This window comes from Pseudomonas sp. Bout1 (genome assembly GCF_034314165.1).
Taxonomy (GTDB): Bacteria; Pseudomonadota; Gammaproteobacteria; order Pseudomonadales; family Pseudomonadaceae; genus Aquipseudomonas.
In genome coordinates this window covers 5896966-5918355 of sequence record NZ_JAVIWK010000001.1, presented here as the reverse complement: position 1 = coordinate 5918355, position 21390 = coordinate 5896966, and the positions used below count along the sequence as shown (strand labels likewise).

The 21390-nt window shown below is 61.0% G+C and carries 20 protein-coding genes and 1 other RNA gene; 12 read left to right on the top strand and 9 right to left on the bottom strand.

Going from position 1 to position 21390, the window contains the following annotated elements; translation table 11 throughout:
- The first annotated feature begins 301 nt into the window (after positions 1-301).
- Entirely contained in the window at positions 302-3031 is a 2730-nt protein-coding gene (locus RGV33_RS27370) for a LuxR C-terminal-related transcriptional regulator (RefSeq protein ID WP_322147400.1), read from the top strand.
- A gap of 9 nt (positions 3032-3040) precedes the next feature.
- On the opposite strand, the gene RGV33_RS27365 is transcribed toward RGV33_RS27370, so the two are convergent.
- Genes RGV33_RS27365 through RGV33_RS27345 form a run of 5 tightly spaced genes read right to left on the bottom strand, consistent with a single transcriptional unit; the run spans position 3041 to position 6854 of the window.
- The gene (locus RGV33_RS27365) at positions 3041-3385 is read right to left on the bottom strand and encodes a hypothetical protein (RefSeq protein WP_322147399.1); all 345 of its coding nucleotides are present in this window, start codon (positions 3383-3385) and stop codon (positions 3041-3043) included.
- A 23-nt stretch (positions 3386-3408) separates the two neighbouring features.
- A complete protein-coding gene (locus RGV33_RS27360; RefSeq protein ID WP_322147398.1) occupies positions 3409-3963 on the bottom strand; it encodes a PqiC family protein in 555 nt (184 codons plus the stop codon).
- Between the two features lie 17 nt (positions 3964-3980).
- Positions 3981-5636, bottom strand: coding sequence for an intermembrane transport protein PqiB (locus RGV33_RS27355; RefSeq protein WP_322147397.1), 1656 nt, complete (start codon positions 5634-5636; stop codon positions 3981-3983).
- Positions 5617-6261, bottom strand: a complete 645-nt coding sequence (locus RGV33_RS27350) for a paraquat-inducible protein A (RefSeq protein ID WP_322147396.1) — start codon at positions 6259-6261, stop codon at positions 5617-5619. Before RGV33_RS27350 ends, RGV33_RS27355 begins: the two co-directional genes overlap by 20 nt.
- Positions 6258-6854 (bottom strand): paraquat-inducible protein A, encoded by a 597-nt coding sequence (locus RGV33_RS27345; protein ID WP_322147395.1) that lies wholly within the window; start codon positions 6852-6854, stop codon positions 6258-6260. Before RGV33_RS27345 ends, RGV33_RS27350 begins: the two co-directional genes overlap by 4 nt.
- A 163-nt stretch (positions 6855-7017) precedes the next feature.
- Between RGV33_RS27345 and RGV33_RS27340 the strand changes: the two genes are divergently transcribed.
- Together RGV33_RS27340 and RGV33_RS27335 are read left to right on the top strand one after the other, a co-directional pair.
- On the top strand, positions 7018-7662 hold the full coding sequence (locus RGV33_RS27340; RefSeq protein WP_322147394.1) for an MBL fold metallo-hydrolase: 645 nt from the start codon (positions 7018-7020) through the stop codon (positions 7660-7662).
- Between the two features lie 213 nt (positions 7663-7875).
- Positions 7876-8652 (top strand): OmpA family protein, encoded by a 777-nt coding sequence (locus tag RGV33_RS27335; protein ID WP_322147393.1) that lies wholly within the window; start codon positions 7876-7878, stop codon positions 8650-8652.
- 64 nt (positions 8653-8716) lie between these two features.
- Here the strand turns inward: RGV33_RS27335 and RGV33_RS27330 are convergent, their stop codons facing one another.
- From RGV33_RS27330 to RGV33_RS27315, 4 genes are all read right to left on the bottom strand, one after another.
- Complete coding sequence (locus RGV33_RS27330; protein WP_322147392.1) at positions 8717-9298, bottom strand: BON domain-containing protein; 582 nt, start codon at positions 9296-9298, stop codon at positions 8717-8719.
- The gene (locus tag RGV33_RS27325) at positions 9295-9888 is read right to left on the bottom strand and encodes a phosphoheptose isomerase (protein ID WP_046819003.1); all 594 of its coding nucleotides are present in this window, start codon (positions 9886-9888) and stop codon (positions 9295-9297) included. Before RGV33_RS27325 ends, RGV33_RS27330 begins: the two co-directional genes overlap by 4 nt.
- 92 nt (positions 9889-9980) lie before the next feature.
- Positions 9981-10352, bottom strand: a complete 372-nt coding sequence (locus tag RGV33_RS27320; RefSeq protein WP_322147390.1) for a YraN family protein — start codon at positions 10350-10352, stop codon at positions 9981-9983.
- Positions 10352-12163, bottom strand: a complete 1812-nt coding sequence (locus RGV33_RS27315) for a penicillin-binding protein activator (RefSeq protein WP_322147389.1) — start codon at positions 12161-12163, stop codon at positions 10352-10354. The genes RGV33_RS27320 and RGV33_RS27315 overlap by 1 nt, the downstream gene beginning before the upstream one ends.
- Positions 12164-12339: 176 nt before the next feature.
- Here RGV33_RS27315 and rsmI point away from each other — a divergent pair, with 176 nt between their 5' ends.
- The 9 genes from rsmI (at position 12340) to mraY (ending at position 21389) form a co-directional block, all read left to right on the top strand.
- Positions 12340-13245 (top strand): 16S rRNA (cytidine(1402)-2'-O)-methyltransferase, encoded by a 906-nt coding sequence (gene rsmI / locus RGV33_RS27310; protein ID WP_322147388.1) that lies wholly within the window; start codon positions 12340-12342, stop codon positions 13243-13245.
- 95 nt (positions 13246-13340) lie between these two features.
- Positions 13341-13694, top strand: an RNA gene (rnpB, locus tag RGV33_RS27305) — RNase P RNA component class A.
- A 355-nt stretch (positions 13695-14049) separates the two neighbouring features.
- Positions 14050-14505: a division/cell wall cluster transcriptional repressor MraZ gene (mraZ, locus tag RGV33_RS27300; protein WP_003171868.1), complete on the top strand. Its 456-nt coding sequence runs from the start codon at positions 14050-14052 to the stop codon at positions 14503-14505.
- Positions 14502-15449, top strand: coding sequence for a 16S rRNA (cytosine(1402)-N(4))-methyltransferase RsmH (gene rsmH / locus RGV33_RS27295; RefSeq protein WP_416152090.1), 948 nt, complete (start codon positions 14502-14504; stop codon positions 15447-15449). The genes mraZ and rsmH overlap by 4 nt, the downstream gene beginning before the upstream one ends.
- Positions 15446-15739 (top strand): cell division protein FtsL, encoded by a 294-nt coding sequence (gene ftsL / locus RGV33_RS27290; protein ID WP_003216203.1) that lies wholly within the window; start codon positions 15446-15448, stop codon positions 15737-15739. The genes rsmH and ftsL overlap by 4 nt, the downstream gene beginning before the upstream one ends.
- On the top strand, positions 15739-17481 hold the full coding sequence (locus tag RGV33_RS27285) for a penicillin-binding protein 2 (RefSeq protein ID WP_322148747.1): 1743 nt from the start codon (positions 15739-15741) through the stop codon (positions 17479-17481). The genes ftsL and RGV33_RS27285 overlap by 1 nt, the downstream gene beginning before the upstream one ends.
- Positions 17481-18944 (top strand): UDP-N-acetylmuramoyl-L-alanyl-D-glutamate--2,6-diaminopimelate ligase, encoded by a 1464-nt coding sequence (locus RGV33_RS27280; protein ID WP_322147381.1) that lies wholly within the window; start codon positions 17481-17483, stop codon positions 18942-18944. Before RGV33_RS27285 ends, RGV33_RS27280 begins: the two co-directional genes overlap by 1 nt.
- Positions 18937-20307, top strand: a complete 1371-nt coding sequence (locus tag RGV33_RS27275; protein ID WP_322147380.1) for a UDP-N-acetylmuramoyl-tripeptide--D-alanyl-D-alanine ligase — start codon at positions 18937-18939, stop codon at positions 20305-20307. Before RGV33_RS27280 ends, RGV33_RS27275 begins: the two co-directional genes overlap by 8 nt.
- Positions 20307-21389, top strand: a complete 1083-nt coding sequence (mraY, locus tag RGV33_RS27270) for a phospho-N-acetylmuramoyl-pentapeptide-transferase (protein ID WP_010170484.1) — start codon at positions 20307-20309, stop codon at positions 21387-21389. The genes RGV33_RS27275 and mraY overlap by 1 nt, the downstream gene beginning before the upstream one ends.
- Position 21390 lies beyond the last annotated feature (1 nt).

Genomic DNA, 21390 nt, shown 5'->3' with positions numbered 1-21390 from the left:
AACGAGGCCGCATCCTCGAAAGACGCCCCGACTGGTTCGGGGCTTTTTTTTGCCGGACCACTGTGGTGAGGGAGCTTGCTCCCGCTGGGCTACATAGCAGCCCCAAAAACGGGAGCGCTGCTCACTCCAGCGGGAGCAAGCTCCCTCGCCACAGAGTGTCGGTCGTTCCAGAAGAAGTCCGGATATTTTTTGTCGTAGTCTTTTTCAGACAATTGTTGCAAAGATCTACAAAGCTGCCGCTTTTACCGCTAGTCTGCGGACATCTGCAATGCCGACAACAGCCTTCTACAAGAGCCCGGCGATGACTGATCTGTCCCGCATCCAAGGGCCTGCCAGCGCGGTAATTCCGACTCTGGAAGGTCGCTTCTATCGACCCCCACTGCCTGACGGCTATGTGTTGCGACCGCGCCTGTGCGAACGCCTGAGTGAAGGGTTGGCCGGGCGTTTATTGCTGGTCAGCGCCCCGGCAGGGTTCGGCAAGAGTTCGCTGGCGGTGGAGTTCTGCCAGAGCCTGCCGGCCCACTGGCAAAGCCTGTGGCTGGGGCTCAGCCCCCGCGATAACGATCCGGGACGTTTCCTTGAGCGCCTGCTCGACGGCTTGCAGCAATACTTCCCGCAGTTGGGCGCCCAGTCCCTGGGCCTGCTGAAAATGCGCCAGCGTCATCAACCCTTCGCGTTTGAAGAGTGGCTCGATGGCCTGCTGGATGAACTCACGGTGCACCTGTCGACCCAGGCACCGCTGTTGCTGGTACTGGATGACTACCATCTGGCCCAGGGCCCGGTGCTCGACCGCTGCCTGCAATTTTTCCTCAATCATTTGCCCGACGGCCTGTTGGTGCTGGTCACCAGCCGCCAGCGCCCCGACTGGCACCTGGCGCGCCTGCGCCTGTCCCGGCATTTGCTGGAGCTGCACGAGCAGGACCTGCGCCTGACTCACGCCGAATCCCTGGCCCTGCTCGACCGCCACAGCAGCTCATTGCGCGGCGAAGCCCTGGATAACCTGATCCGGCGCAGTGAAGGTTGGGTGGCCGGCCTGCGTTTCTGGCTCTTGGCGGCTTCCGAGGCGGGTAGCGAAGGTGCGCTGCCCCAAGGCTTGCACGGCGGCGAAGGGCTGATCCGCGATTACCTGCTCGAAGAAGTCATTGATTGCCTGCCCACCGACGTTCAGGCGTTTCTCTACGACACCGCCTCCCAGGAGCGCTTTTGCAGCGAACTGTGCGACGCCGTGCGCGAGGCCCACGACAGCACGGAAATCCTGCGCTACCTGCAAGCCCACCAGGTATTCCTGGTGCCGCTGGACGAGCAGGGCCACTGGTACCGTTATCATCATCTGTTTTCCGACCTGCTGCGCACCCGGCGTGCGAGTAATGCCGTGTTGCCGGCTGCCAGCCTGCACCTGCGAGCCTGTCGCTGGTTCAATGCCCAAGGCTTGATCGATGAGGCAGTAGAGCAGGCGCTACGTGCCGGCCACCTGGATGTGGCGGCAAACCTGGTGCAGAACCTCTCCGAGGAGCAACTGCTGGCGGAGCAAAACGTGGGCATGCTGCTGCGTTGGAAAATGGACTTGCCCGACAGTTTGTTGATGAGCACGCCACGCCTGATCGTGCTCTACAGCTGGGCCCTGGGCCTGGCTTGCCAGTTGGATGCGGCGCAGGAACTCGCAAGCCACCTCAGCCGCTTTTTACCGGCGCCGTCGGCCACCGCGCAAAAGTCGATGCTGGCCCAATGGCTGGCCCTGAGTGGGATCATCGCCCGTGGGCGTGGCGATCGCGAACTGACCCAGTTGTATTGCAGCGAGGCGTTGGAAAGCCTGCCGCACAAACGGTATGGCCAGCGGTTGATGTGCCTGTCGACCCTGTCCAACCTGGCCATCGTCGACGCCGACCTGTGGCGCGCCCGTGGCCTGAACCGTGAATCCCTGGAGTTGGCGCAGCGTGTCGGCAATCCGTTGTTCGAGGCCTTGGCCCATTACGACCGCGCGCGGGTGCTCCAGGCCCGTGGCGAGATCCTGCGTTCCCTGGATGAAGTGCGCCAGGGCCTGCAACGCTTGCGGGGCCTGGCGCCGCAACGGCTGTATGCAGTACGTGCGCGCTTGGCGTTGTACGAAGGTTACCTGCTGCTGGTGCGCTGCCAGCCCGAAGCCGGGCTCGCTCGCCTGCGTGCCGGCTTGACCGAGGCGCGGGCCTGTCGGGATATCAGCGTGTTGATCGGCCATTGCGTGATCGCCAGCTTCGAAGGCCGCCGTGGCGATTTCCCCATGGCTTTTGCCGAACTGGCCGAGGCCGAGCGCTTGATGCATATCTGGGATGTGCCGCCGATTTTTTACCTGGCGATGATCACGCTGGTCAAATGCGAACTGTGGCTGGCCCAGGGCCGCACCGACCTGGCCGATGCCTGGCTGACGCGACTGGGGCAAACCTACAACGGCGAACAGGCCGCAGCCGCGCCGGAATTTCATCCGCACCTGCCGCAACATATCGAGCTGCAACAGGCGGCGCTCGACGCGATCCGTCATCAGCCGGCGGCCTCACTGCAACGGCTCGATGAGCTGGCACGTCAGGCGCATAACAGCGGCCGGCAGATGATCAGCCTGATGGCGCTGACCCAGCAGGCGCTGTTATTGCTTGAAGGTGGCCAGGAAGTGCAGGCCCGCCCGGTGTTTGCCCGTGCGCTGGAAGCCGCCGCCGGTGGCGCCATGCAGCCTTTCCAGCGCTTGCTGGAACGCTATCCCGACTGGTCGCGGGAACAGCTTGCCCGCGATGCCCATGGCCTCCTGAGCCAGGGCCTGCTGGCACTCTTGCCGAATGTTGCGGTGGCTGAAACCCCGCACACCCCTGAAACCCTGAGCACCCGGGAGCTGGCAGTGTTGCACCTGATTGCCCAAGGATGCTCGAACCAGGAGATCAGCAATCAGCTGTTTATTTCGCTGCACACCGTAAAAACCCACGCCAGTCATATCAACAGCAAGCTTGGAGTAGAGCGGCGCACACAGGCAGTGGCGCGGGCGCAGGAGATGGGATTGTTGGGGTAGGCGCCTGGATCAATGGGAGCGAAAGCCCCAGACGATTTCTACCACGCGCTCCGCCACCAGCACATAGACCAGGATAAGCAGCAACTGAAGTACCAGGTGATAGCGCAGCTTGGCGAGCCGGCGGATGCCATCGCTCACGTTCAGCACCATCAACAAGGTCGAAACCACGATCAGGCCCCACCCGGCCACGCTTGAGGCCAATATACCGAGGAACAGCTCATGTTTGCCGGCCAGCGCATTGGTGCCTGCGGCAAACAGTAGCGCGCACACCAGCAGGTTCTTCACATTGTCGAAGACCTGGGTGCTGAAATCATTTTCGAGCAGTTGCAAATACCACTTCCAGAATGTGCGCATGGCTCAATCCCTTGGATCAATGTTTACTGCGCGGCAGGGCATTCACTGGCTGATGTGTCGGCGACCTGACTGAGCAGCGCGGCAAACCGTTTGACGTTGTTTTGCTGGGCGATCACCAAGTCATCGATGGTGGAACCTGCGGGCGACTGCACCACCGTGCGGCACGTCAGGGGCGTGCGTTCATCGGTTCCCGTCTGGCGAAGCCGCCATTTGACGTCGAGCAGGGCGTACTGACCGGGGATCGAGTCAAAGCGCTGAACGTCAATGCGCACCGACAGGTTTTTCCGGTGGCTGGCGAGTTGATCCACCAGCGCGCTGCGTAACTCATCCACCAGGCTGGCGGCCCACCATTGCGTCTCAAGAATGGCCACGCCGCTGTCGCCCTGGCGAATGACAATCTGCGGCCGGTCGACCTGCGGCGGGACGGTGATGCTTTCAATCCGGATCTCACCCCCAGCGGCCAGTGACGCAGTGCTGCGGTGTACCGGCGTCAGGGTGTGAAATTGAATCGGCTCACTGCGGCACGCCGCAAGTAGCAGCAACCCGGTGATCAGCGTGATCTTCAGTGGAAAGGCCATGGTGGTTGCTCCAGTGGTCATTTGCGCGGCGGCCCTTGCAGGTCCGACGGCGCAGCGTTATCGGGGCGACCACGAATCAGGGATTCGGGATGGCGTGCCAGGTAATCCGAGAGCTCTCGCAGGGAGCGTGACATGCGGCCCAGCTCATCCAGGGTCTGGGTCAATTGCTCTCGTTGCGGCGAATCTTCGGCCAGGGTCGAACTGGCGGACTGCAAGGTTTTACTCACGTCGGCCAAGGTGTTCTGCACGCCCGGCAGTGTCTTGGCGTTGAACTGGCCGAGGCCTTTGCGCAGTTCCACCAGGCTGCCATCAAGGTTGCCGGCAATGCGATCGATCGGCAGTTGGCTGATCTTGTTGACGATGCCTTCGAGTTTTTCCTGCAGCTGTTCCAGGTTGCCGGGGATGGTCGGGATATTGACGGGGCGCTGGTTCGGGTCGAACACGACTTTGTCGGCCTTGGGGAAGAAGTCCAGGGCGATATACAACTGGCCTGTGAGCAGGTTGCCGCTGCGGGCCTGGGCACGCAGTCCGTGCTCGATGAAGCTGCCCATCAGGCGCACACCACCGGCTTCATCGTTAGGGTCATGCTTCAAGGCAGTAAGCATTTTGGTGTTGGCTTCGCCCAGGCGCTGCGGGTAGATCACGATGCCGACGTTAACCGGGAAGCTGCGTTTTTTCTCGTCGAAATCCAGGTTGATCGACACCACTTTGCCAAACTCGATCCCCAGGAACTCCACTGGCGCGCCCACCGTGAGCCCGCGCAAAGCCTGGTCGAAACGCAGGTTCAGGTATTGCGCCTTGCCATTGGGCGGGGCCAGCGCGGTTTGCTGGTCGGCGAACAGCTCATAGGAATGCTCCTCGGCAGCCGGCAGGTCGTTGGGGCTGTACGGCGGCGCCAGGAAGGCGATGCCGCCCACCAGCATCGACGACAAGGATTCGGTTTTGAGCGCGAACCCGTTGGCGCCGACGCTGACATCAATGCCGCTGGCGTTCCAGAAACGCGTGTTTTCGGTGACGTAGGCGTCATTGGGCGCGTGCACGAACACATCGATGTTCACGCCTTTGCCGTCGGCATCGAGGGCATAGGCCACCACTTGGCCGACGGGAATTTTGCGGTAGTAGACGGGGGAGCCGATGTCCAGCGAACCCAAATCCTGGGTGTGCAGTGTGAAGCGCTTGCCGGGCTCGCCATAGGTGATGGGCGGCGGGTTCTCCAGGCCGGTGAACTGTTTGGCACGTGTATCGGACTGGCCGATGTCGGCGCCGATGTAATCCCCGGAGAGCAGCGTGTCGATGCCCGACACACCCCCCGCGCCGATACGCGGGCGCACCACCCAGAATTGCGAGTCTTGCCGGGTGAAGCTTTCCGCCTGCTTGGCCAGTTTGATCGTGGCGTTGACGCTTTTCTGGTCGTCGCTCAACTCCACGTCAGTCACCTGGCCGATCACCACATTGCGATATTTGACGTCGGTCTTGTTGGCAGTGAGGCCGCTGCCGGTCTTAAAGGTAATGGTAATGCTTGGCCCCTGCTGGAGGATGCTGTGCACCACCAGCGAAATGCCCACCAGCACCGCGACAATCGGCACGATCCACACCAGCGACACGCTGAAGCGCCGCGTCTTGATCGCAGGCTGGCCCGGTGTCAGCGGGTTGTCAGGGGTTTTCGACGCCATCCGGCATGTCCTCATTGTGTGGGTTTGCCCAGATCAGGCGCGGGTCAAAACTCATGGCCGACAGCATGGTGAACACCACCACCAGGCCAAAGAACAGTATCCCCAGGCGCGGCTCGATGGTGCCCAGGGCCTGGAACTTCACCAGGGCGGCCACCAGTGCCACCACGATCACATCCAGCATCGACCAGTAGCCAATCACCTCCACGAAGCGAAACAGCTTCGAGCGCTCCTTGCGCGCCCACTGGTTATTACGCTGCACGGTGACCAGCAGCAGGGTTAGCGCGACGAACTTGATGCCCGGCACCGCGATGCTGGCGATGAAAATGATCAGGGCGATGTCCCAGGCGCCATGCTGCCAGAATTCCAGCACGCCACTCATGATGGTGCTGTCGGCGCCGGAGCCGAGCATCGAAGTGTTCATCACCGGCAGTAAGTTGGCGGGAACGTAAAACGCCAGCGCCGTCAGCAGATAGGCCCAAGTGCGGGTCAGTGAATGGACCTTGCGCCGATGCAGGGGCGCGCCGCAACGCTCGCACTCGTCAGGGCTGGCGCTGACGTCGCAGGCCAGTCCGCAACTGTGGCACAGGCACAGGTTCAGCTCGCTGGCAGTCGGTGGTCGGCTCATAACATGTCCCAAAGGTCGCGAATATCACGCCCGGCAATTCGGATCAGCAACAGGCTGAGGGCCGCCAGGGCAAACAGCCCGGTACCGGGCAACACATCCAGCATCCCGGCCAGCTTGAACACCGCCACCATCGCGCCCAGCAGGCAGACTTCCAGCATGCTCCAGGGCCGGAGCGCTTCGAGCCAGCGCATGCACACCTTGAACGCCGGCGACCGCTTGCCCTTCATCGCAAAGCACAGCACCCATAGCAACAGCAGCAACTGGAACACCGGCGCGATAATGATTGAAATCGCTGCCACCAGCGCAATAAAGGTAATCGGGCCCTGGGCCAGCGCCACCACGGAATCCCATAGCGTGGCGCTGCTTTTCAGGCCTTGCAGGCTGATGCTCATCACCGGGTAAAAGTTGGCGAACACCCACAGCACGGCGGCGGTCAGGGTCAGGGCCAGGCGTTGCTCCACCGACAGCCCGTTGTGGCGCTGCAGCACGCCTGCACAACGGGTGCAGAGGGTCTTCTGATGTTTGGCGAGCGTGACTTTTTCATACACGCAATCGCAGTGTTCGCAGATGATCAATGGGCTGAGGGCCACCACGAGTCCCACTCCAGGCGCTATAGGTTGCGCGTTGTAGACTTGCGCCAGAGTAGTTTAGCAGCTGCCGGGTTTGACAGCCGTGTGCTTGCGAGCGCTTTCGGATCGTGCGCTTCGTCGAACATACTGTGCGTCAGAGTGTGCCTTTGAGTTTGCAGGAATACCCATGAATATTCAGTCCCCCGCGCTGATCCGCCAAACCTTTCCCGTCGGCCCGTTGCAGTGCAACTGCACGATCATCGGTGACCCGGTCACCAAAAAAGCCATCGTGGTCGATCCGGGTGGCAACCATGAGCAGATTCTGGCGCGGCTCGATGCGCTGGGCCTGAAAGTGGTCAGCATCATTCACACCCATGCCCATCTCGACCATTTCCTGGCCTCCGGGCAGTTGAAGGAAAAGACCGGCGCTACTTTGCACTTGCACAAGGAAGACCAGTTTTTGTGGGATAACCTGGAAATGCAGTGCCAGATGTTTCGCGTGCCGTACACGCCGGTGCCGCCGCCGGATCGCTGGCTGGAGGACGAAGAAGAGCTGGCCTGTGGCTGTGGGGTGGCTTTGCACACACCTGGACACACACCCGGGTCGATGAGTTTCTGGTTCGCCGATGCGCAGTTGCTGATTGCCGGCGACACTCTGTTTCGGCGGGGCGTGGGGCGTACGGATTTATGGGGCGGTGACCAGGCGACCATCGTGCGCTCGATCAAGCAACGGCTCTATACCCTTGATGAGGCGGCAGTTGTGGTGACGGGGCACGGTCCGGACACGCGCCTGGGGGATGAAATGCGTGAGAATCCGTTTGTACGCGCGTGAAAAAACCAAAGTGTTTTTTCGGATACCAAGTGGCAACTATCGGACGAAACTTATAGAAAAAATGACAATTACCGTTCAGGAAGTCTCTGCTAGGGTTTGAGTGTGGCCGGGCATGTGTGGAGATGGAATTTTTACCGTTTGTGGTGTTCCAAGCTCGGCACAGGTCCATTGCCAATGTCTGCATCACAGAATGCAAAAGTAGGAGCTCTCTTCATGTTCACTTCTCGTCGTCTGCTTGTTGTCGCTACCGCCGTAGCCCTGTTGTCCGGCTGCGCTTCACCTAATCCTTATGACGGCAGCCAGGGACAGGCGAATAATGGTTCTGAGGGCGGCATCAGCAAAACCGCCAAGTACGGTGGCCTGGGTGCCCTGGCCGGGGCGCTGGCCGGTGCTGCCATCGACCACAACAACCGTGGCAAGGGCGCGCTGATCGGTGGCGCAATCGCCGGCATCGGCGCTGCGGGTTATGGCTACTACGCCGACCAGCAGGAAAAGAAACTGCGCGAAAGCATGGCCAATACCGGGGTTGAAGTTCAGCGCCAGGGTGACCAGATCAAGCTGATCATGCCGGGCAACATCACCTTCGCCACCAACTCGGACGCGATCTCCAGCAGCTTCTACACGCCGCTGAACAACCTGGCCAACTCGCTCAAGCAGTTCAACCAGAACACCATCCAGATCGTGGGCTACACCGACAGCACCGGCAGCCGCCAACTGAACATGGACCTGTCCCAGCGTCGTGCGCAAAGCGTGGCTAACTACCTGACGTCCCAAGGTGTGAGCCCCACCAACCTGAGTGCGCGCGGTGCCGGCCCGGATAGCCCGATTGCGAGCAACGCCGACGTCAATGGGCGTGCCCAGAACCGTCGCGTAGAAGTCAACCTGGGGCCTATCCCGGGCCAGCAGTACGGCCAGCCAGCTGCCCAGCAGCAACCGGCGGCGCAGCAGAACAACCAGTTCCAGGGCAACCCGTACTCGCAATACCAGTAACAGGCAGGCAATAAAAAGGGCGCCGTGCAGTCAATGCACGGCGCCCTTTTTTTGTCTGGTTACATCAGTCGATGTATTCGAACAGTTTCACAATCTTCTGTACGCCGGATACACCTTGTACCAGGTTGGCAGCGCGGGTCGCTTCTGCCTGGGTCAGCAGGCCCATCATGTAGACAATGCCGTTATCGGTGACGATCTTGATGCGTGAGCCCGGAATTGCGTTGTCGGTCAGCATCTGCGTCTTGACCTTGGTGGTCAGCAGGGCATCGTTGCTGATGGCCAGCAGCGTGATCGGTTCCATCACCTGCAATTCGTTGTGGACCTTCTTGACCCGTTGAACGCTGGAGGCGGCTTGTTCGGCCTGGGCCTTCAGGTCGGCGCGCGGGGTTTGGCCGGTGAGCAGTACCACACCGTTGAAGCTGACGACCACGATGCGCGAAGCACCGTTGCCCAGGTCCGGAGCGGCCTTGGAAACGTTGACGGAAACCTTGGTTTCGATCAGCGAGTCATCGATTTTGCTGCCGAATGTGCGGGTGCCTTTATCGTCCTGGATGGGCGTGTCGCGGCTTGCTTCGATTACCGAGCTGCAGCCGCTGATGCCTAGGCACAGCGTGATTGCCAATAGGCTAAGGCGTTTAACGGTCATTCTTCACTCCCGAACAGTTGGCTGTCGATCAGATCGCACAGGCAGTGGATCGCCAGCAGGTGGACTTCCTGAATACGCGCAGTGACATTGGCCGGGACGCGAATCTCTACGTCTTCGGGCAGCAGCAGCGAGGCCATGCCGCCGCCGTCGCGCCCGGTCAATGCTACGACAATCATTTCACGATCATGTGCGGCCTGGATCGCTTGAATAATGTTCGCCGAGTTACCGCTGGTGGAGATCGCCAGCAGTACATCACCCGGCTGGCCAAGGGCGCGAATCTGTTTGGAGAAGATTTCGTTGTAGCTGTAGTCGTTGGCGATCGAGGTGATCGTCGAGGTGTCGGTGGTCAGGGCAATGGCCGGCAGGCTTGGGCGCTCACGCTCGAAGCGGTTGAGCAGCTCGGAGGAGAAATGCTGGGCATCACCGGCCGAACCGCCGTTGCCGCACGAAAGCATTTTGCCTTCGTTGAGCAAGGCGTTGACCATGACCTGACTGGCTTGCTCGATGTGCGGTGCAAGTACTTCCATCGCCTGTTGCTTGGTATCGATGCTGGCCTGGAAAAGCTGGCGAATTCGGGATTGCATGTCCATCTGTGTGACCTTAATTAGCGCGGCTGTTTGGCACAGGAATGTGCAGCCCGCAAAGCAAAGAGCAAAAGTGTGCGGTGTAGATGTCCGGCGAGTCAGCTGTCAAAGGCATCTTGCAGCCAGTTCAGATCGGCTGTTCCCCGGGGAGTGCTTTGTATGGCAACCACATCGAAACGGCAGGGATGATCGGCCCAGCGACGCTCTTTTAGCAGGAAAAACTGCGCGGCGAGTATCAGCTTCTGGCGCTTGCGCCCGTCGATACTGGCGAGCGCGCCACCCCATTGTGCGTGTTTTCTGTAGCGGACTTCGACAAATACTACTGTATCGCCGTCAAGCATGACCAGATCAAGCTCACCGCGCTTGCACAACCAGTTCTGCGCCAGGAGGCGCAGACCCTGTTGTTGCAAGTAGTGGAGTGCTTGAAGTTCGGCGTCCTTGCCGCTTTGTGCGCTTGACCGCTCGGGCATCAGCGTGGGGTGTCAGGCAGGCGCTGGATCTCGCCGCCAACGAACTTCGCCCATGGCATCTGGCGATTAACGCGCTGGTTGGCGCTGACGCCCAGGTTGCCGGACAAGCCGTCAACGCGAGTATCCGGCAGCGCCTTGAGTTGCCCCAGGCGCGGCGCCAGGCGGTAGGCATCAACCCCCATTGCGTACAGGCGACCGAGGCTGCCGTTGGCTTGCGGCCACTGGGCGGCGACCTGGTTGCGCAGCGGGTCGGTGGTGTTGAGCAACCAAGGGGTCTCGCAGAACATCACGTTGGTCATGTCCAGGTACTGGTTCTTGTCGCCGCTGGCGCTGAACACGTGGGACGTGGCGTACACCGGCACATCACCGGCATATTGGAAGTTCAGGGTCGGCTTGATCTGTTGGGCCAGTTGCGGGGTGACGGCCAGGAAGATGAACTCGATGTCCTGGCGGCGCGATGGCTGGGCGGAAACATCGGTACCTACGGTACTTTGCAGGCTCTTGGCCCGGCCTTCACTTTTGCGTAGCTGGAACAGGTCAGCGATCTGTTGGGCCAGGGCTACCGGCTGATCAACGTATTCGACGCCTACCACGGTGCCGCCGTTGGCTTCCCAATCCTGACGGAAGGCTTTATACACGCGTTCGCCCCATTCGCCTTTCGGCACCATGGCGGCAGCGCGGTGCAGGCCGTCGGCGCGGGCGCGGCGGGACACTTCGCGGGCTTCGTCTTCAGCAGCCAGGCCAAACTGGAACAGTTGCGCCGGGTTCTGGTCGGCTTCGCTGTAGTTCAGGGCCAGGGTGGTAATTGGCAGTTGCGGGCGAGCGCTGAGTTGCTTGACCAGCGGTTTCTCCAGCGGGCCGACCACCAGTTGCACGCCGGCGGCCTGGGCCTTGGCGTAGAAGTCGTCGATGGAGGTCAGGCGCGAGCTGTCGTAGAACTCGATCACCGGCGGCTTCTGCCCGGCTTGTTCAGCCTGGTAGTGCGCGGCCATGAAGCCTTCGCGCAGCGCCTTGGCGACGCCCGCCAGCGGGCCTTCCTGTGGCAGCAGCAGGGCAATCTTGTTCAGCGGCTGGCTGGCCAGCTCCTTGAGCTTGGTCAGCGGCTGCGGCAGTTGCGAGGCCGCCGGGTGGCCCGGGTTCTGGGCGCGCCAGGTGTCGATGGCGGCCTGCTGTTGTTCCAGGGTGCCGGCACCCTTGACTGCCTGGGCCAGGCTGATCCAGCCGTCCAGCGTCGGGTTGCCGCTGGCTTGCAACTGCTCGGCAGGCAGGGCGGCAATCAATGCCCAGATGGCTTCGTGGTTGCTGTTGTAAGCATCACCGGAGAGCAGCGGGGCCATGGCGACGCGCTCGCGGGCGGCGGCCAGGGTCTGGCCGTCGGCTTCATAGGCGCGGGCATGCACGGTGCCAGTACGGATCTGCTGTTCGGGCGGCAGCTCCTTCAGGCTCTGCAGGCTTGGGTGGTTCAGCGCTGTCAACGCCGCCTTGGGCTGGTTGCGGGCCATCGCCAGTTCGGCCGAGAGGGTGCTGGCAAAAACCTGCGCCGCCGGCTTCAGGGCATCCAGTGGCACTTGGGCAAGAATCTGCGCCGAGCGTGCCGGATTGTTTTGGTGGTACGCCAGGTCTGCCGCACTCAAGCGCAACAGCGCGGCTTTTTCCGGAGTCTTGGCCGAAGTCGCCTGCTCGAGCAGTTGCTCGATGCTGGCATCCGGGGTCCGGGGGAGGTCGCCAAGGCTGGACGAGGGCGAGCTGGCGCAAGCCGCCAACAGGGCAGCGAGGCAGAGGGCAGAGAACAGCCGCAGGCAAGCGATCATGTAAGTGTTCCTGATACCGATCAAATTAGCGTGGAATTGTACCCAAGCACTGGCCGGGGCGCGATGTTACTGGCGTGAAACCGTCTATTTAGGTCGTGTAAATGTTGCAAGACCCTGCAGATGACTGAAATGGAGCCTGCCCGGAGGGCATATTTTCCAGGCGTCTACGCGCTACAATGTGCCTTTTGCCAATCATCGAGGTGTGCGCTTTGACTGCTCCAGGTCCTTTGAATTCCACTGCAGGCTCGCTTTTTGTCGTGGCGACGCCCATTGGCAACCTGGACGACATCAGTGCGCGAGCATTGAAAGTGTTGCGCGACGTAAAACTGATCGCCGCCGAAGACACCCGGCACTCCCAGCGGTTGATGCAACATTTTGGCATTCCGACCCCCCTGGCTGCGTGCCACGAACATAACGAACGCGAAGAAGGCAGTCGTTTCATCACCCGTTTGTTGGCGGGCGACGATGTGGCGCTGATCTCGGATGCGGGCACGCCGCTGATTTCCGACCCCGGCTACCACTTGGTTCGCCAGGCACGGGCCGCTGGTATCAATGTAGTGCCTGTTCCGGGAGCGTGCGCGCTGATTGCGGCATTGTCCGCAGCGGGTTTGCCATCGGACCGTTTTATTTTCGAGGGTTTCCTGCCGGCCAAGGCTGTAGGGCGGCGGGCGCGCCTGGAGTTGGTGAAGGAAGAACCGCGCACATTGATCTTCTACGAAGCCCCGCACCGCATCCTTGAATGCCTGCAAGACATGGAGTTGGTGTTCGGCGGTGATCGCCTGGCGCTGTTGGCGCGGGAGATCACCAAGACCTTCGAAACCCTCAAGGGCTTGCCACTGCAAGAGCTGCGTGCGTTCGTCGAAGGTGACAGCAATCAACAGCGCGGGGAATGCGTGGTCCTGGTAGCCGGGTGGTCGGCGCCGGAAAGCGAAGATGCAGTGGGCAGTGAGGCAATGCGCGTTCTTGACCTGCTGCTCAAGGAAATGCCATTGAAACGCGCGGCTGCCCTGGCGGCGGAAATCACCGGTGTACGCAAGAACGTCCTGTATCAAGTCGCGCTGGATAAACAAAAGGGCGAATAGTTCCGGGTTCCAACCTGCACTCCGTCTGAACATGATGGCATTAGTGTCTTTTAATACTTGTTCTAACGCCTCCGTGCCGTTAACCTGCGCGGCGGAGAGTCGATTGGACAGTCGCTGCCCTCTATGAAAATTAGGGGGGGGAGGAAAGTCCGGGCTCCATAGGGCGAAGTGCCAGGTAATGCCTGGGAGGCGTGAGCCTACGGAAAGTGCCACAGAAAATAACCGCCTAAGTACTTCGGTACCGGTAAGGGTGAAAAGGTGCGGTAAGAGCGCACCGCACGACTGGCAACAGTTCGTGGCTAGGTAAACCCCACTTGGAGCAAGACCAAATAGGGTCCCAAGGCGTGGCCCGCGCTGGGACCGGGTAGGTTGCTAAAGATGTCCAGTGATGGCCATCGTAGACGAATGACTGTTCAAGACAGAACCCGGCTTACAGATCGACTCTCCACCTTTTTTCCTCCTGTCCGAATCTCGGGCAGGAACCTGGTAGTAACGCGAGAATCCCTCCCTGCAGAATCATTAGCAGATGCGTCTTCGTAATACCGAAAAAATCTTACTCTTAATAAATCACTTTAACTTTAAGCCCCAGCTCTTTGAGCTATTTGGCGTTGTTGAGTCAAAATCGCCGTCGAACTCTCGTTTCTCCTCCCTTTACTCTCCTAAATCTCCGTTCTGTAAGGCTTTTCCTTGAATCCGCGCCTTGACGGTGTGGTGGGCGCATTCCTATAGTGTGCGCAAGTGGCGGAAAGTGGCACAAAGTGGGTTTTTTGAACGTAAAACGCTAAAATTTGGAGAAACGCATCTGTGTTTCGCGGAGCTAACGCTATCAGTCTCGATGCAAAAGGCCGTCTCGCCATGCCGAGCCGGTATCGTGACGAGCTCATTTCGCGAAGTTCCGGACAGTTAATCATCACCATCGATGCCGTTGACCCTTGTTTATGTGTTTACCCGCTCGACGAGTGGGAACTGATTGAAACCAAGTTGCGCGCGCTGCCTTCACTGCGTGAAGAAAACCGCCGCCTGCAGCGTTTGCTGATTGGTAATGCCGTCGACCTCGAACTCGATGGCAGTGGTCGTTTCCTGGTTCCGCCGCGTCTGCGCGAATACGCCAAGCTCGACAAGCGCGCAATGCTGGTAGGCCAACTGAACAAGTTCCAATTGTGGGACGAAGATGCCTGGGATGCTGTTTCTGCAGCTGACCTGGCTGCTATTCAACAACCGGGCGCCATGCCTGATGAACTGCGTGATTTGATCCTGTGACTATTGATAGCGGCTTTAACCACATCACCGTACTGCTTGACGAAGCCGTTGAGGCTCTCGCCGTACGCGCGGATGGCTGCTATTTGGATGGCACCTTCGGCAGGGGCGGGCACAGTCGGCTGATCCTCAGCCAGCTTGGTTCGGACGGTAAGCTCCTCGGGTTCGACAAAGACCCTCAAGCGATTGCCACCGGGCAAGCGCTAGCGGCCGAAGACGGCCGCTTTGTCGTTGTGCAGCGCAGCTTTGCCGAGCTCGGCGCGGAAGTCGCCGAACGCGGCATGGCGGGCAAGGTGGCCGGGGTCCTGCTGGACCTGGGCGTGTCTTCGCCGCAGCTGGACGACCCGGAGCGCGGCTTCAGTTTCATGAACGACGGCCCGCTGGACATGCGCATGGACCCAAGCCGCGGCGTCAGCGCCGCGCAGTTCATCGCCACCGCACCCCACGAAGAAATCACCCGTGTGTTCAAGGAATACGGCGAAGAACGCTTCGCCGGCCGTATGGCGCGCGCCGTGGTCGAGCGCCGGGAAATCCAGCCGTTTGAACGCACCGCTGACTTGGCTGAAGTGCTGAAAGTCGCCAACCCTGCGTGGGAAAAGGGCAAGAATCCGGCTACCCGTGCGTTCCAGGGCCTGCGCATTCACGTCAACAACGAATTGGGCGATCTGGAAGCCGGCCTCGAAGCCGCTCTGGAAGCGCTGGAAGTGGGCGGTCGCCTGGTGGTGATCAGCTTCCACTCCCTGGAAGACCGCATCGTCAAATTGTTCATGCGTCGTCTGGTCAAGGGCGAATCCGACAACCTGCCGCGCAACCTGCCGGTACGTTACGAAGCCTTTGTGCCGAAAATCAAAATCCATGGCAAAGCGCAGTTCGCTTCCGAAGCCGAACTCAAGGCCAACCCACGTTCCCGTAGCGCTGTCATGCGCGTTGCGGAGAAGTTGCGGTGAGCAAGCTTTTCGCCAAGCCCCTTCCGGGCGGCAGCTTCTTTATGTTGCTGTTGTTTGTTGGCGTGCTGGTGTCCGCGATTGCGGTGTCCTACAGCGCCCACTACAACCGTCAACTGCTCAATACCCTGTACGGGGAATTGAGCGTGCGCGACAAGGCGCAGGCGGAGTGGGGCCGGTTGATCCTCGAGCAAAGCACCTGGACCGCCCACAGCCGCATCGAAGTGCTGGCCACTGAACAACTGAAGATGCACATTCCGGGCGCTGCAGAAGTTCGCATGGTGGCGCCATGATGAAACTTGAGGGCGCACTCTACCCATGGCGTTTCCGTGTCGTGCTGGGGTTGCTGGCACTGATGGTGGGCGCGATTGCCTGGCGGATTATCGACTTGCAAGTGGTGGACCGTGACTTCCTGATCGGCCAGGGCGATGCCCGCAGCCTGCGTCATATCCCGATTCCTGCGCACCGCGGCCTGATCACCGACCGTAACGGCGAGCCTCTGGCCGTCAGTACGCCGGTGACCACCCTGTGGGCCAATGCCAAGGAAATGCAGACCGCCAAGGACAAGTGGCCGGAACTGGCGGCAGCCCTGGGCCAGGACCCCAAAGCCCTGAGCGAACGCCTCGAAGCCCAGGCCAACAAAGAATTCATCTACCTGGTTCGCGGGCTCACCCCTGAACAGGGCCAGCAAGTACTCGACCTTAAAGTCCCCGGTGTCTACGGCATCGAGGAATTTCGGCGTTTCTACCCGGCTGGTGAAACCACTGCCCATATGGTGGGTTTCACCGACATTGATGATCACGGTCGTGAAGGCGTAGAACTCGCCTACGACGAATGGCTGGCCGGGGTTCCCGGCAAACGACAGGTCATCAAGGATCGGCGCGGCAGACTGATCAAGGATGTCCAGGTCACCAAAAACGCCAAGGCCGGTAAGCCCTTGGCGTTGTCGATTGACCTGCGCCTGCAATACCTGGCCAACCGCGAGTTGCGTAACGCGATCATCGAGAATGGTGCAAAAGCCGGCAGCCTGGTGATCATGGACGTGAAGACCGGCGAGATTCTCGCCATGGTCAACCAGCCGACCTACAACCCCAATAACCGTCGCAACCTGCAACCGGCGATGATGCGCAACCGCGCCATGATCGACGTGTTCGAGCCGGGTTCGACCATGAAAGCCATCTCCATGAGTGCCGCCCTGGAAACCGGGCGCTGGAAGCCGGCCGACAAGGTCGAGGTTTACCCGGGTACCCTGCAGTTGGGCAAATACACCATTCGTGACGTGTCCCGCTCTGAAGGTCCGGTGCTGGATTTGACAGGCATCCTGATCAACTCCAGTAACGTGGGCATGAGTAAAGTTGCCTTCGATATCGGCGGCGAAGCCATCTACCACCTCGCGCAAAAAGTCGGCCTGGGGCAACCCACCGGCCTGGACTTCCCGGGCGAACGTGTGGGCAACCTGCCGAACTACCGTGACTGGAAAAAGGCCGAGACCGCAACGCTTTCGTACGGTTATGGCCTGTCGGTAACCGCCATCCAGCTGGCCCACGCCTTCTCGGTGTTGGCCAATAACGGCCGCATGGTGCCGTTGAGCCTGATCCACCTCGACGAGGCACCGCCTGCGACCCAGGTGATCCCGGAAAACGTCGCCAAGACCATGCAAGGCATGCTGCAACAAGTGATCGAAGCACCGCGTGGCGTATTCCGTGCCCAGGTGCCGGCGTATCACGTGGCAGGCAAGTCCGGTACCGCGCGTAAAACCGCCGTGGGCACCAAGGGCTACGCCGAAAACTCCTACCGTTCGCTGTTCGCAGGCTTCGGTCCGATGAGCGATCCGCGTTACGCCATCGTCGTAGTGATTGATGAGCCAAGCAAGGCCGGTTACTTCGGTGGCCTGGTATCGGCGCCGGTGTTCAGCAAGGTGATGTCCGGGACTCTGCGCCTGATGAACATCACGCCGGACAACCTGCCGACGACCCAGCAAGCGAACGCCGGACCGCCGGCCGCTGCTGTAAAAGCCAATGGAGGGCGCGGCTGATGTCTCTTAGCCTGAACAAGATTTTTGCCCACGCTGGCCGCGATCTGCTGATTCGCGAGTTGACCCTCGACAGCCGTAATGTGCGTGCCGGTGACCTGTTCCTGGCGGTGCCGGGTGGCAAGTTCGACGGGCGCGACCATATCGCCGACGCATTGAAGCGCGGCGCCGCGGCAGTGGCCTATGAAGTGGAAGGCGCCACCGTGCTGCCGATCACCGACGTGCCGTTGATTCCGGTCAAGGGCCTGGCGGCGCAACTCTCCGACATCGCCGGGCGCTTTTATGGCGACCCGAGCCGTCACCTGAACCTGGTGGGCGTGACCGGCACCAACGGCAAGACCAGCGTGACCCAACTGGTCGCCCAGGCACTCGACCTGCTGGGCCAGCACTGCGGCATCGTCGGCACCCTGGGCACCGGTTTCTACGGCGCGCTGCAAAGCGGCCTGCACACCACGCCGAACCCGATTGCCGTGCAGGCGACCCTGGCCGACCTGAAAAAGGCCGGTGCCAAGGCGGTTGCCATGGAAGTCTCCTCCCACGGTCTGGACCAGGGCCGCGTTACCGCCTTGGCATTCGACGTGGCGGTGATGACCAACCTGTCCCGCGATCACCTGGATTACCACGGCACCATGGAGGCGTACGCCGCCACCAAGGCCCGGCTGTTTGCCTGGAATGACCTGAAGTGCCGAGTGGTCAACCTGGACGATGAATTCGGTCGCCAGTTGGCCGCTGCGAAAGGTGATGGTCGCCTGATCAGCTACAGCCTGGAAGATTCCAGCGCCTACCTGTATTGCCGCGAAGCCACCTTTGATGACGAAGGCGTGCGCGCCACCCTGGTCACGCCGCAGGGCGAGCACCATTTGCGCAGCACCTTGCTCGGGCGTTTCAACCTGAGCAACGTATTGGCCGCCATCGGCGCGTTGCTCGGCCTGGATTACGCCCTCGACGAAATCCTGCGGGTGTTGCCGAAGCTCGAAGGCCCGGCCGGTCGCATGCAGCGCCTTGGCGGCGGTACCCAGCCGCTGGTGGTGGTCGATTACGCCCACACGCCGGATGCTCTGGAAAAAGTCCTGCTGGCCCTGCGTCCCCACGCCAAGGGCAAGTTGCTGTGCCTGTTCGGCTGTGGCGGTGACCGCGATCGCGGCAAGCGCCCGCTGATGGCTGAAATCGTCGAGCGCCTGGCCGACGGTGTGCTGGTCACGGACGACAACCCGCGCAGCGAAGACCCAAGCCAGATTTTCGATGACATTCGTGTCGGCTTTAACGATGCGTCCAAGGTCACTTTTGTTGCCGGTCGCGGAGCAGCCATCGCCCAACTGATCGCCAGCGCGAGTGCTGACGACGTGGTAGTGCTGGCCGGTAAAGGCCACGAGGACTACCAGGAAATCAACGGCGAACGCCACGCTTTCTCCGATCTGGTCGAGGCCGATCACGCCTTGACCGCGTGGGAGGTGGCCCATGCTTAAAGCGCTCAAATTCAGCGAGCTCACTCAAGTGCTGTCGGCCCGCGTCTTGTCGGCTGATTGCAGCTTTGACGGCGTGAGCATCGACAGCCGGACGATCACGCCTGGGCAACTGTTTGTCGCCTTGGCTGGCCCATCGTTTGATGGCCATGACTACCTGAACGACGTCGCCGCCAAAGGCGCTGTGGGTGCGTTGGTGCAGCGCGAAGTCGCTGACTCGCCGCTGCCGCAGTTGCAGGTAGCCGACACCCGCCTGGCCCTCGGCCAACTGGGCGCGCTGAACCGTGCGGCCTTCACCCAGCCCGTTGCGGCTATCACCGGCTCCAGCGGCAAAACCACGGTCAAGGAATTGCTGGCTGGCATCCTGCGCACGCGCGGCCCGGTGCTGGCGACTCGCGGTAACCTGAACAATGACTTCGGCGCTCCGCTGACTTTGCTCGAACTGGCCCCGGAACACACGGCGGCTGTTATCGAGTTGGGTGCTTCGCGCATCGGCGAAATCGCCTACACCGTCGCCATGACCAAGCCTCACGTCGCGGTGATCAACAACGCCGGTACCGCCCACGTCGGCGAGTTTGGCGGCCCTGAAAAGATCGTCGAAGCCAAGGGCGAAATCCTTGAAGGCCTGGACGCCTCCGGGACTGCGGTGCTGAACCTTGACGACAAAGCCTTCGAAACCTGGCGCGTACGTGCCGCCGGTCGCAAGGTCTTGAGCTTCGCGGTGCACAACGCCGCTGCCGATTTCCATGCCTCGACTATCACGGTCGACGCCCGTGGCTGCCCGGCCTTCACCCTGCACACACCGCAAGGTGAGGAGCACGTACAACTGAACCTGCTGGGCAACCACAACGTTGCCAACGCCCTGGCCGCCGCCGCTGCCGCCCATGCGCTGGGCGTGTCGTTGTTTGGCATCGCCACCGGCCTTGGCGCCGTGCAACCGGTCAAGGGCCGCACCGCCGCGCAACTGGCGAGCAACGGCATGCGTGTGATCGATGACACTTACAACGCCAACCAGTCCTCGATCTGCGCCGCGATCGACCTGTTGACCGGTTTCGCCGGTCGCAAGGTGCTGGTGCTGGGTGATATGGCCGAACTGGGCGAGTGGGCCGAACAGTCTCACCGTGAAGTCGGCGCGTATGCCGCTGGCAAGGTCGACGCTTTATACGGCGTTGGGCCGGACATGCGCCATGCCATAAACACCTTTGGGCCGGGCGCCAGGCATTTCGCCAGCCAGGCCGAGCTGATCCATGCGCTGAACGCGGCTGAACAAGACAAACACACCACTATTTTGATCAAGGGATCGCGCAGCGCGGTGATGGAAAACGTCGTCGCGGCCTTGTGTGGCTCAAGTACGGAGAAACATTAATGCTGCTGCTGCTGGCTGAGTATCTGCAACAGTTCCACAAAGGCTTCGCGGTCTTTCAGTACCTGACCCTGCGCGGGATCCTGGGTGTGCTGACCGCGCTGTCATTGTCGCTGTTCCTCGGGCCATGGATGATCCGCACCCTGCAAAACCTGCAGATCGGCCAATCCGTGCGCAACGACGGCCCGCAGTCGCACCTCTCCAAGTCCGGCACCCCGACCATGGGCGGTGCGTTGATCCTGTCGTCCATCGGCATCAGCACGCTGTTGTGGGCTGACCTGCATAACCGCTACGTTTGGACCGTGCTGCTGGTGACCCTGCTGTTCGGCGCCATCGGCTGGGTGGATGACTACCGCAAGGTGATCGAGAAGAACTCCAAGGGGCTGCCAAGCCGCTGGAAGTATTTCTGGCAATCGGTGTTTGGCCTGGCGGCGGCGATCTTTCTTTATACGACTGCGCCAAGCGCGGTCGAGACCACCCTGATCATCCCGATGCTCAAGGACGCCAGCATCCCGTTGGGCGTTGGCTTCGTGGTACTCACCTACTTTGTGATCGTGGGCTCCAGCAACGCGGTCAACCTGACCGACGGCCTCGACGGCCTGGCGATCATGCCAACGGTGATGGTGGGCGGCGCGCTCGGCATCTTCTGCTACCTGTCGGGTAACGTGAAATTCGCTGAATACCTGTTGATCCCATATGTACCGGGCGCGGGTGAATTGATTGTGTTTTGCGGCGCCTTGATCGGGGCCGGCCTGGGCTTCCTGTGGTTCAACACCTACCCGGCGCAAGTCTTCATGGGCGACGTCGGCGCACTGGCGCTGGGCGCGGCGCTGGGCACCATCGCGGTGATCGTCCGCCAGGAAATCGTTTTGTTCATCATGGGCGGTGTGTTCGTGATGGAAACCCTGTCGGTGGTGATTCAGGTTGCCTCCTTCAAATTGACCGGGCGCCGGGTGTTTCGCATGGCGCCGATTCACCACCACTTTGAACTCAAGGGCTGGCCTGAGCCGCGGGTGATTGTCCGTTTCTGGATTATCACCGTGATTCTGGTGCTGGTCGGCCTTGCCACCCTGAAACTGAGGTAGA